Source organism: Rhodopseudomonas sp. B29 (assembly GCF_000333455.1).
Taxonomy (GTDB): Bacteria; Pseudomonadota; Alphaproteobacteria; order Rhizobiales; family Xanthobacteraceae; genus Rhodopseudomonas.
Genome location: NZ_BADD01000594.1, coordinates 1 through 22842 on the forward strand (window position 1 = coordinate 1; position 22842 = coordinate 22842).

The 22842-nt window shown below is 64.3% G+C and carries 23 protein-coding genes and 1 pseudogene; 19 read left to right on the forward strand and 5 right to left on the reverse strand.

The features are described 5' to 3' along the window. A pseudogene (locus I5M_RS30320) lies at nt 1-784 on the forward strand (VWA domain-containing protein); the annotation flags it as partial. A 3-nt stretch (nt 785-787) separates the two neighbouring features. On the opposite strand, the gene I5M_RS21310 reads toward I5M_RS30320, so the two are convergent. Continuing rightward, complete coding sequence (locus I5M_RS21310) at nt 788-1543, reverse strand: PilZ domain-containing protein (protein WP_022723255.1); 756 nt, start codon at nt 1541-1543, stop codon at nt 788-790. A gap of 291 nt (nt 1544-1834) precedes the next feature. Beyond that, nucleotides 1835-2851, reverse strand: coding sequence for a uroporphyrinogen decarboxylase (gene hemE, locus I5M_RS21315; protein ID WP_199900055.1), 1017 nt, complete (start codon nt 2849-2851; stop codon nt 1835-1837). Between the two features lie 269 nt (nt 2852-3120). Between hemE and I5M_RS21320 the strand changes: the two genes are divergently transcribed. The 7 genes from I5M_RS21320 to I5M_RS33190 all read left to right on the forward strand — a co-directional run bounded on the left by I5M_RS21320 (nt 3121) and on the right by I5M_RS33190 (nt 9259). Next, nucleotides 3121-4077 carry an alpha/beta fold hydrolase gene (locus I5M_RS21320; protein ID WP_022723257.1) on the forward strand — a complete coding sequence of 319 codons (957 nt, stop codon included), beginning with the start codon at nt 3121-3123 and terminating at the stop codon, nt 4075-4077. Between the two features lie 157 nt (nt 4078-4234). Continuing rightward, a complete protein-coding gene (gene bchO, locus I5M_RS21325) occupies nt 4235-5122 on the forward strand; it encodes an alpha/beta fold hydrolase BchO (protein ID WP_022723258.1) in 888 nt (295 codons plus the stop codon). Nucleotides 5123-5197: 75 nt separating this feature from the next. After that, nucleotides 5198-6730, forward strand: a complete 1533-nt coding sequence (locus I5M_RS21330; protein WP_022723259.1) for a phytoene desaturase — start codon at nt 5198-5200, stop codon at nt 6728-6730. Beyond that, nucleotides 6727-7791 carry a phytoene/squalene synthase family protein gene (locus I5M_RS21335; protein WP_022723260.1) on the forward strand — a complete coding sequence of 355 codons (1065 nt, stop codon included), beginning with the start codon at nt 6727-6729 and terminating at the stop codon, nt 7789-7791. Before I5M_RS21330 ends, I5M_RS21335 begins: the two co-directional genes overlap by 4 nt. 225 nt (nt 7792-8016) lie before the next feature. Further along, nucleotides 8017-8940: an oxygen-dependent coproporphyrinogen oxidase gene (gene hemF, locus I5M_RS21340; RefSeq protein ID WP_022723261.1), complete on the forward strand. Its 924-nt coding sequence runs from the start codon at nt 8017-8019 to the stop codon at nt 8938-8940. Nucleotides 8941-8981: 41 nt separating this feature from the next. Beyond that, nucleotides 8982-9113 carry a hypothetical protein gene (locus I5M_RS34125; protein WP_022723262.1) on the forward strand — a complete coding sequence of 44 codons (132 nt, stop codon included), beginning with the start codon at nt 8982-8984 and terminating at the stop codon, nt 9111-9113. Then, nucleotides 9110-9259 (forward strand): hypothetical protein, encoded by a 150-nt coding sequence (locus I5M_RS33190; protein WP_022723263.1) that lies wholly within the window; start codon nt 9110-9112, stop codon nt 9257-9259. The genes I5M_RS34125 and I5M_RS33190 overlap by 4 nt, the downstream gene beginning before the upstream one ends. Before the next feature lie 37 nt (nt 9260-9296). On the opposite strand, the gene I5M_RS21355 is transcribed toward I5M_RS33190, so the two are convergent. The 3 genes from I5M_RS21355 to crtD all read right to left on the reverse strand — a co-directional run bounded on the left by I5M_RS21355 (nt 9297) and on the right by crtD (nt 12284). After that, nucleotides 9297-9632, reverse strand: a complete 336-nt coding sequence (locus I5M_RS21355) for a GIY-YIG nuclease family protein (RefSeq protein ID WP_022723264.1) — start codon at nt 9630-9632, stop codon at nt 9297-9299. A 120-nt stretch (nt 9633-9752) separates the two neighbouring features. Beyond that, nucleotides 9753-10706 (reverse strand): carotenoid 1,2-hydratase, encoded by a 954-nt coding sequence (locus I5M_RS21360; RefSeq protein ID WP_022723265.1) that lies wholly within the window; start codon nt 10704-10706, stop codon nt 9753-9755. Nucleotides 10707-10730: 24 nt separating this feature from the next. After that, nucleotides 10731-12284: a 1-hydroxycarotenoid 3,4-desaturase CrtD gene (crtD, locus tag I5M_RS21365; protein WP_022723266.1), complete on the reverse strand. Its 1554-nt coding sequence runs from the start codon at nt 12282-12284 to the stop codon at nt 10731-10733. 125 nt (nt 12285-12409) lie between these two features. On the opposite strand from crtD, the gene I5M_RS21370 reads away from it, so the two are divergent. The 11 genes from I5M_RS21370 to pufM all read left to right on the forward strand — a co-directional run bounded on the left by I5M_RS21370 (nt 12410) and on the right by pufM (nt 22332). Continuing rightward, complete coding sequence (locus I5M_RS21370) at nt 12410-13276, forward strand: polyprenyl synthetase family protein (RefSeq protein ID WP_022723267.1); 867 nt, start codon at nt 12410-12412, stop codon at nt 13274-13276. Between the two features lie 64 nt (nt 13277-13340). Continuing rightward, nucleotides 13341-14468 carry a methyltransferase gene (locus tag I5M_RS21375; RefSeq protein ID WP_022723268.1) on the forward strand — a complete coding sequence of 376 codons (1128 nt, stop codon included), beginning with the start codon at nt 13341-13343 and terminating at the stop codon, nt 14466-14468. Nucleotides 14469-14547: 79 nt separating this feature from the next. Then, nucleotides 14548-15486 carry a chlorophyll synthesis pathway protein BchC gene (bchC, locus tag I5M_RS21380; protein WP_022723269.1) on the forward strand — a complete coding sequence of 313 codons (939 nt, stop codon included), beginning with the start codon at nt 14548-14550 and terminating at the stop codon, nt 15484-15486. Further along, nucleotides 15486-16484, forward strand: coding sequence for a chlorophyllide a reductase iron protein subunit X (locus I5M_RS21385; RefSeq protein WP_022723270.1), 999 nt, complete (start codon nt 15486-15488; stop codon nt 16482-16484). Before bchC ends, I5M_RS21385 begins: the two co-directional genes overlap by 1 nt. Nucleotides 16485-16509: 25 nt before the next feature. Then, nucleotides 16510-18105, forward strand: a complete 1596-nt coding sequence (bchY, locus tag I5M_RS21390; protein ID WP_022723271.1) for a chlorophyllide a reductase subunit Y — start codon at nt 16510-16512, stop codon at nt 18103-18105. Further along, the gene (gene bchZ, locus I5M_RS21395; RefSeq protein WP_022723272.1) at nt 18105-19553 is read left to right on the forward strand and encodes a chlorophyllide a reductase subunit Z; all 1449 of its coding nucleotides are present in this window, start codon (nt 18105-18107) and stop codon (nt 19551-19553) included. The genes bchY and bchZ overlap by 1 nt, the downstream gene beginning before the upstream one ends. A gap of 77 nt (nt 19554-19630) precedes the next feature. After that, nucleotides 19631-19855 carry a hypothetical protein gene (locus I5M_RS21400; RefSeq protein ID WP_022723273.1) on the forward strand — a complete coding sequence of 75 codons (225 nt, stop codon included), beginning with the start codon at nt 19631-19633 and terminating at the stop codon, nt 19853-19855. Between the two features lie 153 nt (nt 19856-20008). After that, a complete protein-coding gene (pufB, locus tag I5M_RS21405) occupies nt 20009-20206 on the forward strand; it encodes a light-harvesting antenna LH1, beta subunit (RefSeq protein WP_011157086.1) in 198 nt (65 codons plus the stop codon). Nucleotides 20207-20221: 15 nt separating this feature from the next. Beyond that, nucleotides 20222-20401, forward strand: coding sequence for a light-harvesting antenna LH1, alpha subunit (pufA, locus tag I5M_RS21410; RefSeq protein WP_022723274.1), 180 nt, complete (start codon nt 20222-20224; stop codon nt 20399-20401). Between the two features lie 146 nt (nt 20402-20547). Next, on the forward strand, nt 20548-21381 hold the full coding sequence (gene pufL, locus I5M_RS21415) for a photosynthetic reaction center subunit L (RefSeq protein WP_022723275.1): 834 nt from the start codon (nt 20548-20550) through the stop codon (nt 21379-21381). Nucleotides 21382-21408: 27 nt separating this feature from the next. Then, nucleotides 21409-22332: a photosynthetic reaction center subunit M gene (gene pufM, locus I5M_RS21420; protein ID WP_022723276.1), complete on the forward strand. Its 924-nt coding sequence runs from the start codon at nt 21409-21411 to the stop codon at nt 22330-22332. Nucleotides 22333-22842 lie beyond the last annotated feature (510 nt).

Sequence of the window (22842 nt, forward strand, 5' to 3'; positions counted from 1 at the left end):
GGCCGGCGAATTGCAGAAGTTGAAGAAGCGCGGTCGCCCCGCCGGCTCGCTGCGCGGAGGAACTTACGCGACGGTTCCAAGCTCAACGTCATCGAGACACTGCGGGCCGCGGCGCCGTGGCAGCCGCTGCGCCGGCGCCAGGCCCGCGAACCGCAACGGCAGCGGGCCGCGCATCCTGGTCGAGAAGGACGATTTCCGCATCGCGCGCTTCAAGCAGCGCACCGAGACCATTACCATCTTCGTCGTCGATGCCTCCGGCTCCGCGGCGCTGCATCGTCTTGCCGAAGCCAAGGGCGCAGTCGAGCTGTTACTCGCCGATTGCTACGTCCGCCGCGACCAGGTGGCGATGATCGCCTTCCGCGGCACCATCGCCGAGGTGCTGCTGCCGCCGACGCGATCGTTGGCGCGGGCCAAGCGCAGCCTCGCCGGGCTGCCCGGCGGCGGCGGTACGCCGCTCGCGGCCGGTCTCGACCAGGCTTTCATGATGGCGGATTCGATCAAGCGCAAAGGCCAGACGCCGACCGTCATCGTGCTGACCGATGGCCGCGCCAACATCGCTCGCGACGGAGCGCCCGGCCGGCCCCAGGCGGAAGAAGACGCCAAGGCCTCGGCACGGCAGTTCCGCGCCGTCGGCATCAACTCTGTGGTGATCGACATGTCGCCGCGGCCGGGGCCGCAGGCCGAAGCTTTCGCCAAGGAAATGGACGCGCGCTATCTGCCGCTGCCGCATGCCGACGCCACTGTGCTGGCGCAAGCGGTGACGGCGGCCACACAGGCGGCCTGAGCGTCAGGCGTCGAGTTCGATCACATCGCCGCCGTGTTGCTCTGGCGCGTCGACGCGGACAAATCCCGGTGGCAACGATGGTGCTGCCGGCTGTAGAGGCGCTTCGGCGGCAAGCTGCTCGACCCGTGCTTCCGCGGTCGAATTGCGCTGCGGCGGACGCGCGATCCGCCATTCCAATTCGGCCCGGCTCTGCAGCTCGGTGAACTTCACCGCGAAGCCATCCGGCCGGTGCCGAACGACGCGGCCGACGCAGCCGCCGACTGCCAGCGGCGTGCCGATTTCGGGCTGTACGTCGGCCGACACCGCCACACCCGAGATCGACATGTCGATGACAAAGCAGGCGTGCACGCTGCCGTCGCCGAAGATCAGTGTCGAATGCGGGCAGGCCGGCACAATCCGCGCATTCTGCCGGGCGTCGAGCACGGCCGGATCGCTGAGTCTCTTTTCCAGCCACGCCAGTTGGTTCGACAGCCGCTCCCGCATTTCGCGAGTCACGGCCAGCTCGAGCAGAAAGCCGCCCGCGACGGTGTCGCTGATGTGGCCGTCGAGCTTGCCGAAATCGCTGAAGTAGGAAGACACTTTGTCGCCGATCCGGCCGACCACCGGCACGTCGACGATCATGCGGAACGGCGATACCCGGCTGGTGCGGCAGGCGAAATTGCGCAGCTTGCCGGTCTGGTCGTACCAGTTCGCCAGCGAATAGTTGCCGCCAACCGAGATGGCGACGGCGCGCTGCCTGAGAAAGGTCTGGACGGACAACTCGGAGCCTCCCGCACGCGACTTGGGGTGTTGCGATAGGTAATTCAGCGAGTTCTCTGGCGCCAGTATAAGTACGAAGTCTTCTCGAATTGGTTAGCGAAGGATAGTTAAGGCAAGTTTTAGATTGTTATTCGTCGAAAATGGTTCCGCTATGGAACTTTCGAGACTACAAACTAATCAAATGAGGTCGGCAAATCGAGCCTATGATTTGCTTGGCTTTGACTCAAATGGCCGGGCTGAGCCCGGCCATCGCATCTTTTGATCGTGTGGTGTCGACGAGGCCGGGGGGCCTCAGCCTTTGAAGTCGCGGACGCGCTTCACCATCTGCTCGACATGCGCGACCGGGGCGTCCGGCGTGATGCCGTGGCCGAGGTTGAAGATATGGCGGCCGCCGGCGAAGTTCTTCAGCACGTCGTCGACGCCCTGATCGAGTGCCGAGCCGCCGGCGATCAGCAGCAGCGGATCAAGGTTGCCCTGCACCACGACCTTGGTCTGCACCTTCTCGCGCACGAACGCCGGCTCGGCGGTCCAGTCGATGCTCACGGCATCGACGCCGGTGCGTTCGACGAAGGCTGGCAGCAGCGCGCCGGCACCGCGCGGGAAGCCGATGATCTTGGTGCCCGGCTTGACCTTGCGGATGCCGTCGACGATGCGCCGGGTCGGCTCGATGCACCACTTCTCGAATTCGCGCGGCGGCAGGATGCCGGCCCAGGTGTCGAAGATCTGCAGCACGTCGGCGCCGGCCTCGAGCTGCTTCAGCAAGTAAGCGATCGAGCTCTCGACCAGAACGTCGATGATCTTGGCGAACGCGCCCGGATGCTGATAGGCCATCAGCCGCGCCGGATGCTGATCCGAGGTGCCCTGGCCCGCGACCATGTAGGTCGCGACCGTGAACGGCGCGCCGCAGAAGCCGATCAGCGTCGTCTGCTTCGGCAGTTCGCTGCGTACGATGCGCAGCGCTTCGAACACCGGTTCGAGTTTGCCGAGATCGATCGCGGTGTTGAGCGTGCCGACCTTGTCGGGCGAATCCAGCGGATCGAGCCGCGGACCTTCACCGACCTCGAACCGCACCGAGCGACCGAGCGCGTGAGGCACCACCAGAATGTCGGAGAAGATGATGGCGGCATCGAAGCCGAAGCGCCGGATCGGCTGCAGCGTCACTTCGGCGGCCAGCTTGGCATTGTAGCACAGGTCGAGAAAGCTGCCGGCTTCGGCGCGGGTGGCGCGGTATTCCGGAAGGTAACGGCCGGCCTGACGCATCATCCACATCGGCGGTGAGGCCTGCCGGGTGCCGGCCAGAACGTCCATGAACGGTTTGGTCACCAGATTCTGTGTCAAGAGAGACTACCCATTGTTGTGAGAGGCGAGTTGTACCGTCCGAAGGTCAGCTATTCGAGTGGCTCCTGCATGACCTACCGTCGTCGCCATGGACATTAGCAAGTGGTCGAACTGGCGCAGCGATCGCAGGGGAATAAATCTGACATTCCCATGAGCCATGCTGGACAGGTCTGATACACTGCGAACACCGTCTTGACCACGCCGAGATGCGGCCGAGTGCCGCGAACAGGAATTTCGAGATGAATGCGACCGCACCCACCCCCGGATCGACCCAGAGCCGAAGCGACGGCCTGACCTTGCCCCCGCCGGTTTCCGGAGAGCGTCACGACATCGACAGTTTCGGCGGGCGGCTGACCTATTGGTCGTCGTCGCCTGCCGAGACATCGACCCGGACGCCGCTACTGCTGATCCACAGCATCAATGCCGCAGGCTCGGCCTATGAGGTGAGACCGATCTACGAACATTACGCGCTGAGCCGCCCGGTCTATGCGATCGAGATGCCCGGCTTTGGTCATTCGTCGCGTGCGAAGCGTCAATACTCAATTCGGATGATGACGGATGCGGTACATGCCGTAGTTGCGGAAATCCGCAAACTACACGGCGAGGTGCCGATCGACGCGCTGGCGCTGTCGCTCAGCAGCGAGTTTCTGGCGCGCGCCGCCGACGAGACGCCGCACGCCTTCCGCAGCCTCGCTCTGGTGGCGCCGACCGGCTTCGACAAGAAAAACCAGCGCTGGACCAAGGGATCGCGCGCCATTCCGTGGCTGCACGCGGTGTTCGAGAATCCGCTGATCGGCGAGAACGCATTCAAGCTGTTGACCAGGAAGCCGGTGATCAACTGGTTCCTGAAGAAGGCGTTCGGCTCGCCCAAGATCGATCAGGGCATGCTCGACTACGACTATCTGACGACGCATCAGCCCGGCGCTCAGCACGCGCCGTACTACTTTGTCTGCGGATATTTGTTCAGTCAGGACATCCTGCGCATCTATCAGGATCTCAAGCTGCCGGTGTGGTTCAGCCACGGCGTGCGCGGCGATTTCGTCGACTACACCCTCAAGACCACGGTCGAAGGCAAGCCGAACTGGACCGTCACGGTGTTCCAGACCGGCGCGATGCCGCATTTCGAAGTGCCGGGCGAATTCATCCGCACCTACGACGAATTCCTCGGGCGGGTGGTGGCCAATCCAGCGGCGTAAAGAGGCCGCCATGGTCTGCGCTCGCCACACAAGAAGCCTCATCCTGAGGAGCGGCCCGCAGGGCCGCGTCTCGAAGGATGCTGCCCCGCACCCTCATGGTTCGAGACAGCCGCTGCGCGGCCTCCTCACCATGAGGCGCGTATAGCCGGAGCAGGCGATGGCCGATCTCGACTGGGCCAAGGACGGCGCCGATTGGCCGCACCGCGAGGCCAGCGGCTTCGTGCAGGCGGCCGGCTTCCGTTGGCATGTGCAGCGGATGGGGCCGGCCGGCGCGCCAATGATGCTGCTGATCCACGGTACCGGCGCGGCGTCGCATTCCTGGCGCGGGCTGATGCCGCTGCTCGCCGAACATTACGCCGTGATCGCGCCGGATCTACCCGGCCACGGCTTCACCCAATCGCCGCCCGCTCAGCGGTTGTCGCTGCCCGGCATGGCGGCCGATCTCGGCGCCTTGCTGCGCGTGCTCAAGGTCGAGCCGGCGATTGTTGTCGGCCATTCGGCGGGTGCGGCGATCGCTGCGCGGATGTGCGTCGACGGCATCATCGCGCCGAAGCTGCTGGTCAGCCTCAACGGCGCTTTCCTGCCGTATGGCGGCCCGGCGGCGAACTTTTTCTCGCCGCTGGCCAAGATGCTGGTGCTCAATCCGTTCGTGCCCGGCCTGTTCGCCTGGCAGGCTGGTTCGCGCGCCGCGGTCGAACGGCTGATCGGCAATACCGGATCGAAGCTTGATCCGGTCGGCACCAGGCTTTACGGCAAGCTCGTCTCCAATCCCTCCCATGTCGCCGCCGCGCTGCGCATGATGGCGAATTGGGAACTTGAGCCGCTATTGAAATTGCTGCCGAATTTGAAGCCGCAGCTCGTCCTGGTCGCCGCCGAGGGTGACCGGGCGATCCCGCCGTCGGTGGCGGTGCGGGTCAAGGAAATCCAGCCGCGCGCCGTGATCGAGCGCCTTCCGGGCCTCGGCCACCTCGCCCACGAGGAGCGGCCGCAGCTCGTTGCCGCATTGATTCAGCGTTACGCGGAAAAAACACTGAACATCGAATAGATCAAAGACGGGCTGTCAGGAGCGGATTACAGGTTTGGACTAGGCTTCTGTCAATTTTTTGTTACAGTGGTGCCCATGCTCGATCCCGGACCCAGCTCCATCCCTGTTCCGCGCGATCAGACACCGCACGCGGTGGTGATCGGCTCCGGCTTTGGCGGTCTGGCCGCCGCGATCCGGCTTGGCGCCAAAGGGTATCGCGTCACCGTTCTTGAAAAGCTCGATCAACCTGGCGGCCGCGCCTACGTCCATAAGCAGGACGGCTTCTCGTTCGACGCCGGCCCCACCATTGTCACAGCGCCGTACCTGTTCGAAGAGCTGTGGAAGCTGTGCGGCAAACGGATGTCGGACGACGTCACGCTCAAGCCGATGTCGCCGTTCTATCGCATCCGCTTCGACGACGGCACGTTCTTCGATTACTCCGACGATCGCGACGCCGTGCTGGATCAGATCGCCAAGTTCTGTCCGAGTGACGTGCCGGCCTACGACCGCTTCATGGCGGCCTCGCACGAGATCTTCAAAGTCGGCTTCGAGCAGCTCGGCGACCAGCCGTTCAGCCGTTTCACCGACATGCTGAAGATCGCGCCGGCAATGCTCAAGTTGGAGAGTTATCGCAGCGTCTACGGACTCGTCGCCAAGCACTTCAAGGATCCGAAGCTGCGCCAGGTGTTCAGCTTCCATCCGCTGCTGATCGGCGGCAACCCGTTCATGTCGAGTTCGGTGTACTGTCTGATCACGTATCTCGAAAAGCAGTGGGGCGTGCATTCGGCGATGGGCGGCACCGGCGCGCTCGTCACTGGCCTCGCCAAGCTGATCGCCGGGCAGGGCAACGAGATCCGCTATCGCCAGAGCGTCCGCCGCATCCTGGTCGAGAATGGCACGGCGCGGGGTGTCGAGCTCGCCGACGGCGAACTGATCAAAGCGGACATCGTGGTGTCCAACGCCGACTCGGCTTCGACCTATCGCTATCTGTTGCCGCCGGAGACGCGCAAACGCTGGACCGACGCCAAGATCGAGAAATCGCGCTACTCGATGAGCCTGTTCGTCTGGTACTTCGGCACGAAGCGGCGCTACGAGGACGTCAAGCATCACACCATCCTGCTCGGGCCGCGCTATCGCGAGCTGATCAGCGACATCTTCGGCCGGAAGGTGCTGGCCGACGATTTCAGCCTGTATCTGCATCGGCCGACCGCAACCGATCCGTCGCTGGCGCCGCAGGGCTGCGATACGTTCTACGTGCTGTCGCCGGTGCCGAACCTGCTCGGCAATATCGATTGGACCACGAAGGCCGAGAGCTATCGGGCGTCGATCGCCAAGATGCTCGGCGAAACCGTGTTGCCCGATCTCGAAAATCAGGTGGTGAGTTCGAAAATAACCACGCCGCTCGACTTCCAGGATCGGCTGTCGTCGTTCCGCGGCGCCGCCTTCGGCCTCGAGCCGGTGCTGTGGCAGAGCGCGTGGTTCAGGCCGCACAATCAGAGCGAAGAAGTCAAGAACCTGTTCCTGGTCGGCGCAGGCACTCACCCGGGCGCCGGTCTGCCCGGTGTTCTGTCCTCGGCACGTGTTCTCGATTCGCTGGTCCCTCCGGCCGATAGTTTGGTGACGTCATGACTTTGCAATCCGATCTGTTGGCCGAGGCCGACATGCTGGCCTGCCGCGAGATGATCAAGGAGGGCTCCCACACCTTCCACGCGGCCTCCAAGGTGTTGCCGCGGCGGATCAGCGATCCGGCGATCGCGCTGTACGCGTTCTGCCGTGTCGCCGACGATGCCGTCGATCTCGGTCTCGATCGGGCCGCTGCTGTTGAAGTGCTGAAGGACCGGCTCGACCGCGCCTGCCGGGGCCTGCCGCGGCCGTATCCGTCGGATCGCGCCTTCGCCGATGTGATCGCGCGGTTTTCGATTCCGCCGGCGATTCCCGAGGCGCTGATCGAAGGCCTCGAGTGGGACTCGAAGGGGCGCCGCTTCGAGACCCTGTCGGATCTGTACGCGTATTGCGCCCGCGTCGCCGGCACGGTCGGCGTGATGATGACGCTGGTGATGGGCCAGCGCAAACCTGACATCGTCGCGCGCGCCTGCGATCTCGGCTGCGCCATGCAGCTCACCAACATCGCCCGCGACATCGGCGAGGACGCCCGCAACGGCCGCATCTACATGCCGCTGTCGTGGATGCGCGAAGCCGGGCTCGACCCGGAGACTTGGCTCGCCGATCCGAAGTTCACGCCGGAGATCGCCGGCATCGTCAAGCGGCTGATCGACACCGCGGACGCGCTGTACGACCGCGCCACGCTCGGCATCGCCAATCTGCCGCGCTCGTGCCGTCCCGGCATCTTTGCGGCGCGTGCGCTGTATGCCGAGATCGGCCGCGAGGTCGAACGCTCCGGCCTCGATTCGGTGTCGAGCCGCGCCGTGGTCTCGACCGGCCGCAAGCTCGCCGTGCTGGCGCGGCTGCTCGCCTTCCAGGAAACCGAATGGGCGCCGGCGAAGTATCTGCCGGCCAAGTTCGGCGACATGGAAGAGACGCGCTTCCTGGTCGACGCCGTCATCGCCTATCCGGTCCGCGATGTCGCGCCGCGCCGCAAGATCAAGCCGATCGAACAGAAGGTCGCCTGGCTGGTCGACCTATTCACAAGGTTGGAGCGCCGCGACCAGATGCTGCGCCGCGGAGTGTAGTAACGAATTCTGCACAGTCTCCGTCATGCCCGGGCTCGTCCCGGGCATCCACGAACAGCGCTCGCTCTGTGCTCGGACTCCGTGGATGGCCGGGACAAGCCCGGCCATGACGTTGCGTGTGGAGTGGCGCGTCGCAACGAACTCAACCGCCACCCATTTGCAAAAACTCTCGAAGCCGCCACACTGGCGTGATACCGATGCGTAATTGTGCAACGGATCGCCGCCATGACCATCGACACCGACTTAGATGCGGACTCGGGCCGCACGCCTGCAGCTTCCGACAACCCCGTGGAAGCGCGGCGTGCGCAGGCGAGGGCGTGGTTCGAAGGCTTGCGTGACAAGATCTGCGCCGAGGTTGAAACGCTGGAGCGTGAAGCGCCGGCCGCACTGTTTCCCGGCGAGCCGGCCACCTTCACCTACAAACCGTGGCAGCGCAAAACCGGCTCCGGCGGCGGCGTCGGCGGGTTTCTGTCGAACGGCCGGCTGTTCGAGAAGATCGGCATCCACACCTCGTCGGCCAACGGTCAGCTCACCCCCGAGATGGCCAAGAGCGTGCCGGGCGACGGCGTCAGCCGCGACTACGTCTCGACCTCGATCAGCCTTATCATGCATCCGCGCAGCCCTCGGGTGCCGACAGTGCACATGAACACGCGCTTCCTGTCGACGTCGCAGGGCTGGTTCGGCGGCGGCGCCGATCTGACGCCGATGCTGCCCGAGCAGCGCAGCCAGGAGGCGGAGGACGCAGTGACGTTCCACGCCGCAATGAAGCGCGCCTGCGATGCCCACGACCCCGGTTACTACGATCAGTTCAAGCCGTGGGCCGACAAGTACTTCTTCCTGCCGCATCGCGGCACGGCGCGCGGTGTCGGCGGCATCTTCTTCGATTATCTCAACAGCGGCAATTTCGACCACGACTTTGCTTTCGCCCGCGACGTCGGGCAGGCGTTGCTCGAGGTCTATCCGCAGATCGTGCGCAAGCGGATGCAGGAGGCGTGGACCGAAGAGGAGCGTGCCCAGCAGCTTGCCTGCCGGGGCCTCTATGTCGAATTCAACCTGTTGTACGATCGCGGCACGATGTTCGGCCTGCAGACCGGCGGCAATACCGAAACCATCATGAGCTCGATGCCGCCGCTGGTGAGCTGGAGCTGATCGCCAGCCAGCCGCGGCGACCTTCATTCGGAGGTTAAGTCGTGGGAGACTACTACGGATTGATCGAACTGATCGCCGTGTTCGCCTGTCTGGCGATCGGCTGGCTGATCCTGGAACGCCAAGGCAAACGCCTCGACCGCGCCCGCGCCGAGCGCGACAAGGAGCCGTCATGAACAGCGACAGCGCCTTCAACTACTTCGAAATCCTGATGCTGGGGATGTTCGCGGCGGGATGGGGCGTGCTGGAATGGCAGGGGCGAAGGCTGGATCGAAAGCGGGAAGAGCGGACCAAGTCAAAAGCGAATTCCTCCAGCACCTAGCGTCGTCATGGCCGGGCCCGTCCCGGCCATCCACGATTCAGCCGAGCAGCGAGTCGTAGAGGTCGTCCCACGCAGGATTGACCGCCAGGATCAACCGGACCTTCCACGTCCGGCTCCAGTGCTTGATGTTATGCTCGCGCTGGATCGCCGTTTGGATGTCGTCGTAAGTTTCGAAATACACTAGCCGCTTCAGGCCGTATTGCCTCGTGAAGCCTTCGACGACGCCCGTACGGTGCTCGTAAACACGGCGGACAAGATCGCTCGTCACCCCGACATACAGGATGCCGTTCGGTTTATTTGTCATGAAGTACACATAACCGCAGCCCATGCGGAGAGTATGTAGTTCGTGGATGGCCGGGACAAGCCCGGCCATGACGGAGTCTGAGAGTGACTCTTTCGACTATGTGATGAGGTTCTATTGTAATTGACAGTTGCACCTAGCGTCGTCATGGCCGGGCTCGTCCCGGCCATCCACGTATTGCGCGCGAAGCCTTCACTTCCTCCGCGGCATGCGGAACGGCAGCATCGCCTGCACCACCGGCATCTTGAATCGGTCCAGCGACAGGCTCTCATGCATCAGCGTCACGGGTTCGCCGAGGAGTGTGGTGTCGATCATCGAGCGGGCGTAGAACGGGGTGTCTTCGAGGGTGCGCAGCAGCCTCGCATCTGTCTCGCTGCGGGCGCTGCGGGCGACCTTCCAGCCCGATCGGGCGAGCGGCAGCAGCGGGGGAGGGGTGAACGGCTGCATGTTGCCTTGCGCGTCGAACGTCATGGCGAGATCAATGCGGCTGCCGTCGCGGCGCTCGGCCTCGTAGAGGATCGCGGTCTTGTCACGCAGCGCGCCGCGGGCCCACTCCCAATGTTTGAAGCCGGTTTCGATCGGCGCATCGCCGGCGTTCGTATCGAGATAGGCTTCGCCGCGCCACGACAGGTCCGGGCGGCGCAGATCGACCTCGATGCGCGAGCGCGGCGCGATCGGCCACCAGCGGTGATTGCCGTCGGGGTTGAGCACGAACACCTGCTTGGTGATCGCCTGCGGCGTGACGCGGACGCGGCCTTCGATGCGGCCGGGGATCGGCGCGCTCCTTTCGCGGATGTTGATGGTCAGCGCCTTGCCGTCCCAGCCGAGATCGCTCGGCCCGATCAGGAACGAATGAACGTTGCGGGCGACGCGGCCGCGGCCGCGCTCCGTCATCGTCCAGGTCTTGCCGCCCGGGCGATACAGCGCGACGTTGAGCGCGCAATGATCGAGCGGATCGGCCGGCGCGCGGCGACGCGCGAACGCGTAGTAGGGCGAGAACACGCTGCCGATGAAGGCGATGATGGTCAGGCCTTCGCGGCCGTCGTCGCTGATCGCGTCGACGTACCACCAGGCGTAGCCGTTGCGCGGCACGTCGAGATTGAAGCCGGTGCGGCGTTCATCGGAAGCATCAGGCCAGGGAATCATGAATAGGTCTTCGGATCGTGCTGTCTATTTCGGAGCGGTGAGGGGGCTTAGCATCGGACCGAGCCGGCGCAAATCGGCTTCGACATCGGTAAGCAGGCTCGCCGCCGCGGCGCGGCCCGAGAGCGCGGCCATCGGCACGCCGGGGCCGGGGTGCGTACTGCCGCCGGCCAGATACAGGCCGGGGATCCTGGTGCGGGCGCCTGGACGCTCGAACGAGGCTGTCCAGCCGTGCGAGGCGCGGCCATAAAGGGCGCCGCCGGTCGCGGGGAACAGGCGGTTGAAATCCGCCGGCGTTGTGACGACCGCATTGCTCGGATCATAGTCGATCCTGAGCCCACAGCGCGCCAGCGCCGCGAAGCTACGCTCGCCGAGTGCGGCGATGTCGCCGCTCGTGTAGTTGTGGCGATCGCCGTTGGCCGGCGCGTTGATCAGCATCAGCAATTCTTCCCGGCCGTCGTCGCCGAGCCGCGCCTCGTCGTCGATGCGGTCCTGGCCGCAGATATAGACGGTTGGCTCGCTCGGCACCTCGCCGCGCGCAATCTCGTCGAACTCGCGTTTGTAGTCGCGCGAGAAGAACACCGAGTGCCGGCTGAGCGGAAAGCCCTTCGTCTTCGCCACCATGCTCCAGGTGATCGCCGACAGCGACCGCGCTGATGGCGCGATCGCCTTCGCGGCGCCTTGGGCCGCCGTGCCGAACAGTCCCGCCGGCAACGCGCCGACATCCGCATTGACGATCACCGAAGACGCTTCGATGCGCTCGCCGCTTTGCAGGATGACGCCGGCGGCGCGGCCGCCCGACACCATGATCTCGCGGACTTCCGCACCGTAACGAATTTCGGTGCCGCGCGCGGTGGCGCTTCCCGCCAGCGCCTCGGCCAGCGCATGCATGCCGCCGTCGATGATCCAGACGCCTTGAGCCTCGACGTGCGCGACCAGCATCAGCGTCGCCGGCGCCTGATAAGGTGATGAACCGCAATAGGTCGCGTAGCGGCCGAACAATTGCCGCAGTCGCGGGTTGTGGAAGTAATCGCCGAGCGCGTTCCACATCGTCGTGAACGGACGGATCTTGCGTAGCTCGAGCAGGCCGCCGATGCCGTTCGCGGTGGCGAGGCCGGGCAGGCTCGGCGCCGTGGCGCGCAGGAACGGCTGTTCGAGGATCTGATAGATGCGGCGACTATCAGCGCAGAACTGTCGATAGCGCCGCGCCTCGGCGGCGCCGGCGAAGTTGCCGATAGCATCGGCCGAGCGCGCTTCATTGGCGAACAAATCGAGAGAGCCGCGGTCGTCCCAGGCATGACGCGCCAGCACCGAGAGCGGCTTCAGGCGGACATGGTCGGTGAAGTTCAAGCCGGCGCCGGCGAACAGCTCCTCGAACACCCAGCGCATGGTGAAAACGGTGGGGCCGGAATCGATCCGCGCGGGGCCGATCCCGACCTGGCGCATCTTGCCGCCGGGCGCGGCGGCGCGCTCCAGCACTGTGACGGCGAAGCCGCGCGCCGACAGCGCCAGCGCCGAGCTGAGGCCGGCGATACCGGCACCGATCACCGCCACGCGGTTCTTCAGGGTTTGATCTCGCATAAGGCGGCGACCCTTCCGGCAGACTTTAGTCTTTGCGGTAAGTCATTGACTCGTGTCCATAGCTATTTACAGTTGCGAGTGACAAGTCAAATTGACACTTCGCTGCTTTGCCGCAGGAGCCTGCCATGGACGTCACCTCTCGGATCGAGCGTGCCCTCACTGATGCGCTCAACCAAGCGGACATTCCAGGTTGCCCGCCGCGGCTCGGTGCTGCGATGCGAAGTGCGGTGTTCCCGCGCGGCGCGCGGGTGCGGCCGCGGTTGTGTCACAGCGTGGCCGCTGCGTGCGGCGAGGACCATCCGGCGGTCACCGAAGCCGCAGGCGCGGCGCTCGAACTGATGCACTGCGCCTCGCTGATCCACGACGATCTCCCGTGCTTCGACGGTGCCGATCTGCGCCGCGGTCGTCCGTCCGTCCATAAGGCCTTCGGCGAACCGCTCGCGGTGCTCGCGGGTGACGCGATGATCGTGCTGGCGTTCCAGACCATCGCCCGCGCCGAAGGACCGTGCGAGCGGAAGCTCGAGCTGACACAGCTGATCGGCGCTGCCGTCGGCGTGCCGTTCGGCATCGTCGCCGGTCAGGCTTGGGAATGCGAGACCGAGATCAATCTCGCGCATTATCACCGTTCTAAGACCGGCGCGCTGTTCGTCGCCGCCACCGCGATGGGTGCGGCGTCGGCCGGTGCCGATCCGGCGCCCTGGCGCATGGTCGGCGAGAAGATCGGCGAGGCCTATCAGGTCGCCGACGATCTTCGCGATGCGGCCGCCGACGTTGAAGAGATCGGCAAGCCGGTCGGTCAGGACGTCGCCCATGATCGCCCGAGCGCGGTGCGGGAGATGGGCATCGACGGCGCGATCTATCACCTCAAGTCGCTGGTGCGCGGCGCCGTCGAGGCGATGCCGCCGTGCTCGAACGGCAACGAGCTGCGCTCGCTGATCATGTCGGAAGCGACTCGTCTGGTGCCGGCCAAACTCGCCGCGACAGCGGCTTGATACGCCCGCATCGGTTTGGTTACGCCGGCTTGGCCACGACGGCCTGCCGGTGCTAACAGGGGGCATGACTTCGCTCAGTCTGCGTGACCGGCTTCTGGCGTGGCGCGACGCGGTGCTGTCGAACCCGCGTTTTCAGCGCTTTGCCGCGGTTTTTCCGCTGATGCGCCCGGTTGCGCGCCGGCGTGCCGCGGTGATGTTCGATCTCGTCGCAGGCTTTGTCTACTCGCAGATCCTGCTGGCGTGCGTTCAACTGAAACTGTTCGATGTGCTCGCCGAACGGCCTGCCGGCGTCGACGAATTGGCAGCGCGGTTCGATGTGCCTGTCGAATCGATGCGGTTGTTACTTGATGCTGCCATTGCGTTGCAGCTCGTGCAGCCGCGCAGCGCAGGCCGCTACGGCCTCGGCCAGCTCGGCGCCGAACTCCGCGGCAATCCCGGCGTGCTGGCCATGGTGGCGCACCACACGATTCTCTACCGCGACCTCGCCGATCCGCTCGCGGTGCTGCGGCAGGGCGGCGGAGGCGAACTCGGCGCGTACTGGGCTTACGTCCGCGGCCAGCACCCCGGCGAACTGCCGAGCGAGGCGGTCGCGTCCTACACGGCTCTGATGGCGGCGTCGCAACCGATGATCGCCCGCGAAGTGCTGCACGCTTATGCGTTCGACAAACACAAATGTCTGCTCGATGTCGGCGGGGGTGATGGCTCGTTCGTCTCGGCCGTCGCCGCCAGCGCGCCGCAGCTTCGCTGCCTGCTGTTCGATCTGCCGCCGGTCGCCGAAAAGGCCGCGGCACGATTCGCGGCGAACGGTCTGTCCGCCCGTACCACCGCGGTCGGAGGCAGCTTCACCACCGACCCGCTGCCGCAGGGCGCCGACATTATCTCTCTGGTGCGGGTGATCCACGATCACGACGACGAGGTCGTCCGGCCGCTGCTCCGCGCCGTTCATCAGGCACTTCCGGACCAAGGAACGCTTTTGATCGCCGAGCCGCTGTCCGGCATTCCCGGCGCTGAGACCATCACCGACGCCTACCTCGCATTCTACCTCCAGGCGATGGGCTCCGGTAAGGCCCGGAGCTTCCCCCAAGTCCGAGATCTGCTTCAGGGTGCCGGGTTCCAGGACGTCCGGTTGCACCCCGTCCCTATGCCTTTAGTCGCCTCCGTAATTACCGCAATAAAACGCCCCATGTGTTAATCTGGCTTGACACTGTCAAACGTCAGTTTAGCATGACAGTTGGTGACAGGACCCTGTTGCCGGCAAGTCGGAGTGGGCGATGGACACCATCGCGGTCGTCCTCAAGCAACCACAACACGTCGAACTCAGCCGTCTGGCGCTCACCGCGCCGACCGCCGAGGACGTCGTGGTTGATGTTGCGTGGAGTGGCGTCAGTACGGGTACCGAACGGCTGTTGTGGTCGGGTCGGATGCCGCCGTTTCCTGGGATGGGCTATCCGCTCGTCCCCGGCTACGAGTCGGTCGGTGAGGTCGTCGAGGCCGGTGCCGCCACCAATCTCGCGCCGGGGCAAATGGTATTTGTGCCCGGCGCCAAGTGCTTTGGCGAAGTACGCGGCCTGTTCGGCGCGTCGGCGTCGCGGCTTGTCGTTCCGGCCAAGCGCGTCATCCCGCTCGATCAGTCGATCGGCGAGCGCGGTATCCTGTTAGCATTAGCTGCAACTGCTTATCACGCGATCGCTGCGCGCGGCGCGACGCCGCCGGACTGCATCGTCGGCCACGGCGTGCTCGGCCGCCTGCTGGCGCGGATCTCGATCGCGCTCGGCAATCCGCCGCCGACGGTGTGGGAGAAGAACGCGGTCCGCACCTCCGGTGCCGCCGGTTACGCGGTCATCGATCCCACGACCGACGAGAGACGCGACTATCGTAGTATCTACGACGTCAGCGGCGACCCGAAACTGCTCGACGTTTTGATTTCGCGCATCGCGGCCACCGGCGAGATCGTGCTCGCTGGCTTCTACAGCGAGCCGCTGTCCTTCGCATTCCCTCCGGCCTTCATGCGTGAAGCGCGGATTCGGATCGCGGCGGAATGGCAGCCGCCGGACATCGCCGCCACCAAGGCGCTGATCGACAGTGGCAAGCTCTCGCTCGACGGACTGATCACTCACCACCAGGAGGCGGCGTCGGCTCCCGACGCCTATCGGATCGCTTTCGAAGACCCCGCATGCCTCAAAATGGTTCTGAACTGGAGACCGAGCTGATGAACGTCGTTCCGCAGATCCGCCTGCAAGACGCACAACTCCGGGCCGAGGCGTCGGTTGAACCCGATGCCCCGGTGACGACTCCCGTCACCAAGGAAACCCAGATCATCGCGATCTACGGCAAGGGCGGCATCGGCAAGAGCTTCACGCTCGCCAACCTCAGCTACATGATGGCCCAGCAAGGCAAGAAGGTCCTGCTCATCGGTTGCGATCCGAAGAGCGACACGACCTCGCTGCTGTTCGGCGGCAAGGCGACGCCCACGATTATCGAGACCTCGTCGAAGAAGAAGCTCGCCGGCGAAGAAGTCACCATCAGCGACGTCTGCTTCAAGCGTGACGGCGTGTTCGCCATGGAGCTCGGCGGTCCGGAAGTCGGCCGCGGCTGCGGCGGCCGCGGCATCATCCACGGCTTCGAGACGCTGGAGAAGCTCGGCTTCCACGAGTGGGGCTTCGACTACGTGCTGCTCGACTTCCTGGGTGACGTGGTGTGCGGCGGCTTCGGCCTGCCGATCGCCCGCGACATGTGCCAGAAGGTGATCATCGTCGGTTCCAACGACTTGCAGTCGCTGTACGTTGCCAACAACGTCTGCAGCGCGGTCGAATACTTCCGCAAGCTCGGCGGCAATGTCGGCGTCGCTGGTATCGTCATCAACAAGGACGACGGCACCGGGGAGGCGCAGGCCTTCGCCAGTGCCGCCGGCATTCCGATCCTGGCCTCGATTCCGGCCAACGAGGACATCCGCCGCAAAAGCGCCAACTACGAAATCGTCGGCCTGCCGGGCGGGCAGTGGGGTTCGCTGTTCGCGGCGCTGGCCGAGAACGTCGCCATCGCGCCGCCGGTCCGGCCGAAGCCGCTCACCCAGGACGGCCTGCTTGGTCTGTTCTCGAGCGACATCACCGGCCGAGACGTCGTGCTGCAGCCGGCCACCATGGAAGACATGTGCGGTGCCGCGGTGCTGAACAAGCCGTCGCTCGAAGTGATCTACGACGCGGTTTGATGCGCAGCGTGTCCGGGAGTTCCTCATGAACGTCATGCCCCGCTATTCAGGTCCCATCGGCGAATCGATCGTCACCGATCCGGTCGATGTCGACGTCGTGGCTGACGACGCGTCTGCACAGATCAACGTCGCGGCGACCAAGACCGACGGTCTCGGTTGCCACGCCGGCGCGAACGAGATGAAGGCCGCGGCCCAGGCGGCCGGCAAGAGCGAACTGCTCGAGCGCTACGCCGAGGACTATCCCAAGGGCCCACACGATCAGCCGCAGAGCATGTGCCCGGCATTCGGGAGCTTGCGCGTCGGTCTGCGCATGCGCCGAACTGCGACGATCCTGTCCGGCTCGGCCTGCTGCGTGTACGGCCTGACCTTCGTGTCGCATTTCTACGGCGCGCGTCGCACCGTCGGCTACGTGCCGTTCAACTCGGAGACGCTGGTTACCGGCAAGCTGTTCGAAGACATCCGCGACGCGGTCTACAAGCTGGCCGATCCGGCGCAGTACGACACCATCATCATCACCAATCTCTGCGTGCCGACAGCCTCGGGCGTGCCGCTCGATCTGCTGCCGAACGAGATCAACGGCGTGCGCATCGTCGGCATCGACGTGCCGGGCTTCGGCGTGCCGACTCACGCCGAGGCCAAGGACGTCTTGGCCGGCGCGATGCTCGAATACGCCCGCAAGGAAGCCGAGCTGGGGCCGGTGCAGGCGCCGCGCGGCGGTCGTAGTGCACGGCCAACGGTGACGCTGCTCGGCGAGATGTTTCCGGCCGATCCGGTTGGTATCAACCTCATGCTCGAGCCGCTCGGCCTCGCCGCCGGCCCGGTCGTGCCGACGCGCGAATGGCGCGAGCTCTATGCGGCGCTCGACTGTCAGGTCGTCGCGGCGATCCATCCTTTCTACAAGGCCTCGATCCGCCAGTTCGATCTCGCCGGCCGCAAGATCGTCGGCTCGGCGCCGGTCGGCCATGACGGCACCGAAGCGTGGCTGGAAGCGATCGGCACCGCTTGCAATGTTGAGCGCGCCAAGATCGATGCCGCCAAGAACCGCTTCCTGCCGGCCATCAAGGCCGCACTCGCCGCCAAGCCCATCAACGCTCGCATCACTGTGTCGGGCTACGAAGGCTCCGAACTCTTGGTCGCACGCCTGCTGATCGAGAGCGGCGCGCATGTGCCCTATGTCGGCACGGCCGTGCCGCGTACGCCGTGGTCGGATGCCGATCGCGAATGGCTCGAGGCCAAGGGCGTGCGGGTGCAGTACCGCGCGTCGCTCGAACAGGACTACGCGGCGATCGACGAGTTCACGCCGGACCTCGCCATCGGCACCACCCCGGTGGTGCAGAAGGCCAAGACCATGGCGATCCCAGCTCTGTACTTCACCAATCTGATCTCGGCGCGGCCGCTGTTCGGCGCCGCCGGCGCCGGCTCGCTGGCGCAGGTGGTCAACGCCGCGGTAGGCAACAAGGCGCGGTTCGACGAGATGAAGGAGTTCTTCGGCGACGTCGGCCAGGGCTATGCGGCGGGTGTGTGGGAAGACACGCCGAAGGACGTGCCGGCCTACCGCGAGAAGTACAAGAAGCAGATCGAAGCCGCGGCCAAGAAGCGCAAAGCGGAGGAGATGATCTGATGCTGGTGCTCGATCACGATCGCGCCGGCGGCTATTGGGGCGCCGTCTATGCCTTTACCGCAGTAAAGGGGCTGCAGGTGATCATCGATGGCCCGGTCGGCTGCGAGAATCTGCCGGTCACCTCGGTGCTGCACTACACCGACGCGCTGCCGCCGCATGAATTGCCGATCGTCGTCACCGGCCTCGGCGAAGAGGAACTCGGCAAGCTCGGCACCGAAGGCGCGATGAAGCGCGCGCATCGCACGCTCGATCCGTATCTCCCCGCCGTGGTGGTGACAGGATCGATCGCCGAGATGATCGGCGGCGGTGTCACGCCGGAAGGCACCGGCATCAAGCGCTTCCTGCCGCGCACCATCGACGAAGATCAGTGGCAGAGCGCCGACCGCGCGATCTCCTGGCTGTGGAAGGAATACGGCCCGAAGAAGGTGCCGGAGCGAAATCGCAAGGAAGGCGAGAAGCCGCGGGTCAACATCATCGGGCCCATCTACGGCACCTTCAACATGCCGTCCGATCTCGCGGAAATCCGCCGCCTGATCGAGGGCATCGGTGCCGACATCAACATGGTGTTTCCGCTCGGCACCCACCTTTCAGATATCCCGAAGCTGGTGAATGCCGACGTCAATGTCTGCATGTATCGCGAGTTCGGGCGGCTGCTGTGCGAGGCGTTGGAAAGGCCGTATCTGCAGGCGCCGATCGGTCTGCACTCCACGACTCGCTTCCTGCGCAAGCTCGGCGAGCTTACCGGGCTCGATCCGGAGCCGTTCATCGAGCGCGAGAAGAACACCACCATCAAGCCGCTGTGGGATCTGTGGCGCTCGGTGACGCAGGACTTCTTCGGCACCGCCAGCTTCGCCATCGTGGCGACCGATACTTACGCCCGCGGCGTTCGCCATTTCCTCGAAGAGGAGATGGGACTGCCTTGTACCTTCGCGTTCTCGCGCAAAGCTGGCGTCAAGCCCGACAATGAGGCGGTGCGCAACGCGATTCGGCAGACGCCGCCGCTCGTGATGTTCGGCAGCTACAACGAAAGAATGTACCTGGCCGAATCCGGTGGCCGCGCCGTCTACATCCCGGCGTCTTTCCCCGGCGCGGTGATCCGCCGCCACACCGGCACTCCGTTCATGGGGTACTCCGGCGCCACTTATCTCGTGCAGGAAGTCTGTAACGCGCTGTTCGATGCGCTGTTCAATATCCTGCCGCTCGGCAGCGATCTCGATCGCGTCGATCCGACGCCGGCGCGCCGTCATGAAGAATTGCTGTGGAGCGACGAAGCCAAGGCGCTCTTAGACGAAGTGCTGGAGGCGCATCCGATGCTGGTACGTATTTCGGCCGCGAAGCGTCTGCGCGATGCCGCTGAAAACAGCGCGCGTCGTGCCGGGCAGGAGAAAGTTACTACCGAATTCGTCAGCAAAGCGCGCGCCGCACTGCTCGACGGCCAGTCTGTGTAACAATGATTTGAGCTAGAACAATGCGCTTCACAAGGTCGCGACCAAAGATGCGCAATCCCCAAGTGAGGAGATGAACGATGTCCGACTATGTCCACACCGGCCGTCGCACGAGGGTTCTGCCGGATAGTGCCGCGCTAGAGCAGCGGGTGATGTTCGGTGCTTGCTACGCGCTGTTTCTCGTTCGCGCGATCGTCTCGCGCGCGATGCCGTGGCGCAAGAAGACGGTCGAACAAGAGTCGGTGTTCGGTGAAGCCCACAACGCCGCGAGCGTGCTGGTTACTTCATCGTTCATGGGAATGTAATTCGAAGGTTTCGTCCGGTTTCCGCCGGACGGAAGGCTGCCGTTTTGGCAACGAAACGGTAATTCGCTGTCGTTTCGGAAACGATACGGCAATCGTTGCCGCCCTTCTCGGGCGGCGTGTCGGCCGAAAGGCCATCACTAGGAGGTGTACCAAATGAGTGACGGTTCCATCTCGGGACTTTCCGAAGCGGAAGCCAAGGAATTCCACTCGATCTTCGTGACGAGCTTCTTCCTCTTCATCGTGGTCGCTGTCGTTGCTCACATCCTTGCTTGGATGTGGCGTCCGTGGCTGCCGAAGGCCACTGGTTATGCGATGGACAGCGTCCATCAACTGACTTCGTTCCTGTGCTAAGGGGAGACGACTACTATGTGGCGAATTTGGTTGCTGTTTGATCCGCGTCGCGCGCTGGTCCTGCTGTTCGTGTTCCTGTTCGGCCTGGCCATCATCATCCACTTCATCCTGCTGAGCACCAGCCGCTTCAACTGGCTGGACGGCCCGAAGAAGACGGCTGAGATCTCCCAGACCTACAACAGCATGCCGGTCTGATCGAGGCATGACGAACTGCTTGCCGGAAGGCACGGGAAACGGACCTGACTGCCGGGCCCGCTGCCTTCCGGGAAGCTACCTCTGGATGACTACGTTGGATTTTCACTGGCTCTCACGCGCCTGGCTCGCACGCGGAGGAACGATCGATGGCAATGCTCAGCTTTGAGAAGAAATACCGCGTTCGCGGCGGAACGCTAATCGGGGGCGACCTGTTCGATTTCTGGGTTGGCCCGTTCTATGTCGGGTTTTTCGGGGTCACGACGGTGTTTTGTGCGGTGATGGGTACCGCGCTGATCATCTGGAGCGCCGCGCTCGGTCCCACTTGGACGATTTGGCAAATCAGCGTCAATCCGCCGCCGGCTTCGTACGGCCTCGGCTTCGCGCCGCTCGCTGACGGTGGTCTGTGGCAATGGGTGTCGATCTTCGCATCCGGTGCGTTCATCTCCTGGGCGCTGCGTGAGGTCGAAATTTGCCGCAAGCTCGGCATCGGCTTCCATGTGCCGTTCGCATTCTCGTTCGCGATCGGCGCTTATCTGACGCTGGTGGTGGTCCGGCCGGTGCTGATGGGCTCCTGGAGCTACGGCTTCCCGTACGGCATCTTCACGCATCTCGATTGGGTTTCGAACACCGGCTACTCCTACGGCCAGTTCCACTACAATCCCGCGCACATGATCGCGATTTCGTTCTTCTTCACCACCTGCCTGGCGCTCGCGCTCCATGGCGGTCTGGTGCTGTCGGCCTTGAATCCTGATCGTGGCGAGCCGGTGAAGTCACCCGAGCACGAAAACACCGTGTTCCGCGATCTCGTCGGTTACTCGGTTGGTACGCTCGGCATTCACCGTGTCGGCCTGTTCCTGGCGCTCGCCGCGGTGTTCTTCAGCGCGGTCTGCATGATCATCAGCGGCCCGGTGCTCTCCGAAGGCGGTTCGTGGCCCGACTGGTGGAATTGGTGGCGCAACCTGCCGGTCTGGCATTCGTAATTCAACCGGTCACAAGAGAGTCTTGTCATGGCCCAATATCAGAACATCTTTACACAGGTCCAGGTTGAGGGACCTGCCTATGCGGGGGTGCCGATGCGCCCCGGCAGTTCGGCCCGCGAGACCAAGACCACGTTCTTCTACTGGCTTGGTAAGATCGGTGACGCGCAAATCGGCCCGATCTATCTCGGCTTCACCGGCGTCTGTTCGGTGTTGTGTGGCTTCGTTGCGATCGAGATCATCGGTCTCAACATGCTGGCGTCGGTGGACTGGAGCCCGATCGAGTTCCTGCGCCAGTTCTGCTGGCTGGCACTCGAGCCGCCGAAGCCGGAATACGGCCTGACCATTCCGCCGCTCAAGGAAGGCGGCTGGTGGCTGATGGCCGGCTTCTTCCTCACCACGTCGATCTGCCTGTGGTGGGTTCGCACCTATCGGCGCTCGCGGGCGCTCGGCATGGGCACGCACGTGTCGTGGGCGTTCGCTTCGGCCATCCTGCTCTATCTGGCGCTCGGCTTCATTCAGCCGGTACTGATGGGGACCTGGAGCGAAGCTCCGCCGTTTGGCATCTTCCCGCATCTCGACTGGACCAACAACTTCTCGATCAAGTACGGCAACCTCTACTACAACCCCTTCCACTGCCTCTCGATCGCCTTCCTGTATGGTTCGGCCCTGCTGTTCGCGATGCATGGTGCGACCATTCTGGCGGTGAGCCGCTACGGTGGTGAACGCGAGATCGAGCAGATGCTCGATCGTGGTACCGCTCTCGAACGTGCCGCGCTGTTCTGGCGCTGGACGATGGGCTTCAACGCCACGGCCGAGTCGATCCATCGTTGGGCTTGGTGGTTTGCGGTTCTGTGCCCGCTGACCGGTGCCATCGGCATCATCCTGACCGGCCCGGTTGTCGACAACTGGTTCGACTGGGGTGTGAAGCACGGCCTCGCTCCGCCGCGGTAACGTAACTCGAACGAGCCAGCCTTGCGCACGCCTGATTGAGCAAAACCGATCAGGCGTGCGTTGCTGCTTCAGGGCCTGAGAATCAGGATTCTGAAAAATCCGGGGGAAACGACGCGGAAAGTTTGGCCGTAATTCTCCCAAAGCCCCGAGGCGGCAAGCAGACTGATGACGTGCTAATCGACGTGGGGTAAAGACAGCGCTTCCATCGCCGCTTTCGAATCCCGCCTTCCTACCGATCCGGCCCAGGGAAACTGCGAGTCGAGGACATGCAGATCGACAATCGCAAGTCCAGAAGTCGCAAGTCCACGAGTCGAGACCGCAGAGCCGGACGACGAACCTAGACCCGAGCACCCGACTTCAAGGCCGATCATTGAAGCCGAGACCCTGGTCTGAACCGCTGACCGCGATCCACGAGCAGCCATTGACCAGGCTCGAGGATCGCAGGCAGACGCGGCACGGGAGACGAGTTCTTGCTGGAGGATATTTGCCCTGGTGCAAGTGTTCAAATCT